General features: G+C 54.8%; 4 protein-coding genes. All 4 read right to left on the bottom strand.

Going from position 1 to position 3,512, the window contains the following annotated elements; genetic code table 11:
- Nucleotides 1–217 precede the first annotated feature (217 nt).
- Genes tnpC through K1V27_RS22365 form a run of 4 tightly spaced genes read right to left on the bottom strand, consistent with a single transcriptional unit; the run spans nt 218 to nt 3,428 of the window.
- Complete coding sequence (tnpC, locus tag K1V27_RS22380) at nt 218–1,786, bottom strand: IS66 family transposase (protein ID WP_258932170.1); 1,569 nt, start codon at nt 1,784–1,786, stop codon at nt 218–220.
- Nucleotides 1,762–2,649, bottom strand: coding sequence for a DUF4338 domain-containing protein (locus tag K1V27_RS22375; protein WP_258932171.1), 888 nt, complete (start codon nt 2,647–2,649; stop codon nt 1,762–1,764). Before K1V27_RS22375 ends, tnpC begins: the two co-directional genes overlap by 25 nt.
- Nucleotides 2,650–2,700: 51 nt before the next feature.
- Entirely contained in the window at nt 2,701–3,036 is a 336-nt protein-coding gene (tnpB, locus tag K1V27_RS22370; protein WP_258932172.1) for an IS66 family insertion sequence element accessory protein TnpB, read from the bottom strand.
- A complete protein-coding gene (locus K1V27_RS22365) occupies nt 3,033–3,428 on the bottom strand; it encodes a hypothetical protein (RefSeq protein ID WP_258932173.1) in 396 nt (131 codons plus the stop codon). Before K1V27_RS22365 ends, tnpB begins: the two co-directional genes overlap by 4 nt.
- Nucleotides 3,429–3,512 lie beyond the last annotated feature (84 nt).

Here is a 3,512-nt window from a genome sequence, read left to right as displayed (position 1 = left end):
TTGGCGTGATTTGGTATGGGCATGAGGCTGGTCGTGCCCAGAAGCCGAGACTCAGAGGGAGGGTGGCGTGGTGTGGCCCCACGGTGCGGCAAAACGATACCCATGAGCCCGGGTAATGGGCAAGCTTGGGTTGTCGCTCGGCGTTGAATTTTCCGGCTGCCTACCGACAAGGGTGCAGGGAACTGATGTAGATAGCGAGTGTTCCGAGGAGCCGTGACTACGGAGGGCTTGAAAGTGCCGCCTCATAATTCCACGGCATCCATCGACTGGGATTCCGTGCAAGCTCGGATGCATTCCGCAAAAGAGTTGTGAGATAGTGGAAGGCGTTTACCCCCGTCAGATGACAGGTGTGGATGAGGCTCATGAAGAGGTCTCCCACCCAAGCTCCCCGCTGAGTCTTGTAGAAAAGGGAGTTGCGGCGGTGTCGAATGGCCATCTTAAGGGCTCTTTCACAGATATTATTGTCAAGGGGAGCACCGGGAACCCTGAGGAAGAGAGTGAATTGCTCCCAGCGCTTGAGCATGTATTGGATGGCGTTTCCCAGGCCTGAGTTGGGCTCGATCTTTTTGTCATCGAGTTGTGTCTCCATCCAGCTTTTTAGCTCATCCATCACGGGGCCGCTTTGCTTTTGATGGAATTGCAGTCTCTCTTCTGGCGACATATTGCGCTCTTTGGCCAGGGCATCATGGTGGTAGACTTTGGCCAGGTTCTCTATGACGAATCGGCACTCTTCGGGAAAGGCATCGAGCACCCCGACGAAGTTCCTGCGAGCGTGGCTCATGCAGTTGCACAGCATGGTCAGGAGGTCCGCCGACATGTTGCGAGACAGAGCGTCGCACATCTGGATGGGAAGAGAAAGCTCCTCGATCCTTTGCAGGAGGAGGTCCCTTAAGTTTTCGCCGGCGTGTTGCGTGCCGGTAACAAAGCAGGCAATGGTTCTGTCTTCCGATTCACAAACCAGTCCTGTTGTGAACGTGCCGGTTCTACCGTCGGTTTCCTCCCGTTCCTTTTTCTTGGCGTTAAGAGCGAGGACCTTCATGTGGGTGTCGTCCTGATAGATTCTTTCCGCCTGTGCTGCCTCGTGGGTCAGGTGATCGAAGACAGGTTTGAGGGTGGCGGCGTGTTCATTAACGATCTCCCACTGGGTGGATGCGGCAAGAGGAATACCGCAGCCGGCCTGCAGCTTTTCGAGCCGATGAAAGGGCAGTCCGAAGCCATAGCGTGCCAGTGCAACCATGGCGCCGACTGTCTCGTCATATTTTTTCTCGCTCGCCTCAGGGGGCTTTTCGGCAGTGAAAATCTCGCCACAGAGATTGCAGCGGAATTTTTCGAGCAGGTAGAGGATGGCCTGAATGGGAGCCGCGGCAAAGAAGTTCAAAAGGACTCCGGGGTCGACTCGATAGACCCGGCCTTTCTCACATTCGGGGCAACGGTCACCGTGCTCCAAAGAATCATGAGCCACAGCGACTTTGTTTGCGCCGGTATAGTCTTGTGCACTATTTCGACCGTGCCCCTTTTTGCGAGCTTGCCGCTCGACACCGGCATCTTTGTTTGCGCTCTCCTTCAGTACCCGTTTGGAGGTCTCCGTTTTGACCCCGAAGATCATGCGGAGAAGGCGCACGATGGATCTGGATTTACTCTGGAGAAGGTCTCGAAGGTTTGAAAGGGCACAAACCAGGGAAGCCAGAAGGGAAAAATCTTGCGGACTGAGGCACTGCTCAGCCCTCTTGAGAAAAGCGTCAAGCTTTTCCGGATCGAGTTCTATTGAGGGAAGCTTTGTTGACATAGCTTTTCTCGAAAACGCCTGGTGAGCGGATATCCCCATACAGCTTTTAGAGAGCGGTTGGGTTTCATGGTATGGTCATTTTTGCCCCGTCCCGTTGTCAGACCGAGATAGATCCAATTGGCAGCCTGGTAGCAGGTGCCTCGGAAACGCTCGGTGTCCACGAAAGTCTCGAGAAAATAAAGGGGGTGTCCGTAAACCTGCTGCCAGTCCGAAGAGATCCTTCGCACCACTTTCGACAGCAGATGGGACGCGAGATGGGGTACCGAAACCCATGGCAATATGAGAAAGCGGCTGTTGTAGGCCAAAAAGTAGAGATTGTCACGACGTTGCCTGGCTGTCCAGCCGATGACACGGTCTCGTGAGCCAATATGGCGAGGCGGCGATGACCAACTGAAACAGGCGATGGGCCGCTCGCAAGCCATCACCAGGTACTTGAGATGCTCGCCCACCGGCTGGCAGTAGCCCAGGTAATGGTAGTGCTCAACGAGACTGTTGAAGAGTCTCTCCAGCGGCCCCCTTCGTACCTGCTGAAACTCGAACTGCGGTAGTCGCGACAAGCGGCCACTTATAGGGGTTTGATCGATCTCGCACGGTTCTGGCCTTTTACGAACAGCCAGTGGGTTGTGCGGAGTGAATTTCTTGGGTGGGAGTTCGATATGGCCCGCCCTGTCAAGTTCGAGCATGAGTGAGCGGCATACCATGTCACGAAGCTCTCCGTTGCGTTGCACCCAGTTCCATGCTCGGCACAGCCTGCGGGAGAGCTTGCGGCGGCTGTCGCCTGGATGATCCGCTATCAGAGAGCGGATGAAGGCGACGTCCTCCTCGGTCACTGTCTTGGCTCTGTAGATTAGTATCGTTTCCACGTGAGGACATCTACCACGCGGAGACCTGGAACGCAAGATGAAAATGCGAATCTACTGCAATTTTCTGAAAAACTTCACCACCCCTTGGGGAGTAGGGAAGTTCCAGATGAGGTTCTGAAGCTCGTGGGCATCCATCTGACTCCTGTCAGGCCAAACCTGGAACCGCCCGCTCGATAGCCTCTTTTGACAAAGCCAGAACCCCTGACCGTCGTAGCAAAGGACTTTGATGGTAGTCCTGCGGCGGTTGAAAAAGACAAAGACGGTTCCGGAGAATGGATCAGCATCGAGCACTTGGCGGCAGATGCGCGAAAGTCCGTCAATGCCTTTGCGAAAATCAACAGGCCTTGTGCAGGCAAGTATTCGCATCTGAGGGCTGATCTGGATCATCGGCTATGGCTCACAAAGCAGCTTATGAGATGCACGAGCTCAGACTGAAGAGCGGCATCCGTCTCGATTTTCAGCTCAAAGCCAGAAGGAGAGCGCAGTTCCATAACGCATGGGGATACGGAAAATAAAGAGGGCACCTTCACCTCGACAAATTGTGAAGCCATGCTTTTGCCCACTCGTTCATGAATACGTTCCTTGAGCTGAGTGTAGTTGAGCCGAAGCGTCCTCGCAATTCGCAAGGTGGGATATGAGGCGGAGAGATCGACCGCCGCCCGCCAAAGCTCCTCGGGGATACGATCCCGCTTCTGTCGTGAGCGACGCCACTGTTCAAAGGCGTCACATACTGTCTGCAAATCTTGCGGTTCTTCCGGTAGGTGCCGCTCTTGCTTCATCGGCTGTTCTCCTTCCTTGCTAAGGGTTCAGCCGATCATAGCACCTCGGGCTGGGGAGTTCATGCAGGCTTGCCGAAAGCACAC

It is taken from the genome of Desulfoferrobacter suflitae, from assembly GCF_022603395.1.
GTDB lineage: Bacteria > Desulfobacterota > Syntrophobacteria > Syntrophobacterales > Syntrophobacteraceae > Desulfoferrobacter > Desulfoferrobacter suflitae.
This window is presented reverse-complemented; position numbering and strand designations above follow the sequence as displayed.

What these genes read in the sequence shown, in the direction of transcription:
- tnpC (WP_258932170.1), bottom strand. Translation starts at nt 1,786, where the DNA reads ATGTCAACAAAGCTTCCCTCAATAGAACTCGATCCGGAAAAGCTTGAC.
- tnpB (WP_258932172.1), bottom strand. Translation starts at nt 3,036, where the DNA reads ATGATCCAGATCAGCCCTCAGATGCGAATACTTGCCTGCACAAGGCCT.
- K1V27_RS22365 (WP_258932173.1), bottom strand. Translation starts at nt 3,428, where the DNA reads ATGAAGCAAGAGCGGCACCTACCGGAAGAACCGCAAGATTTGCAGACA.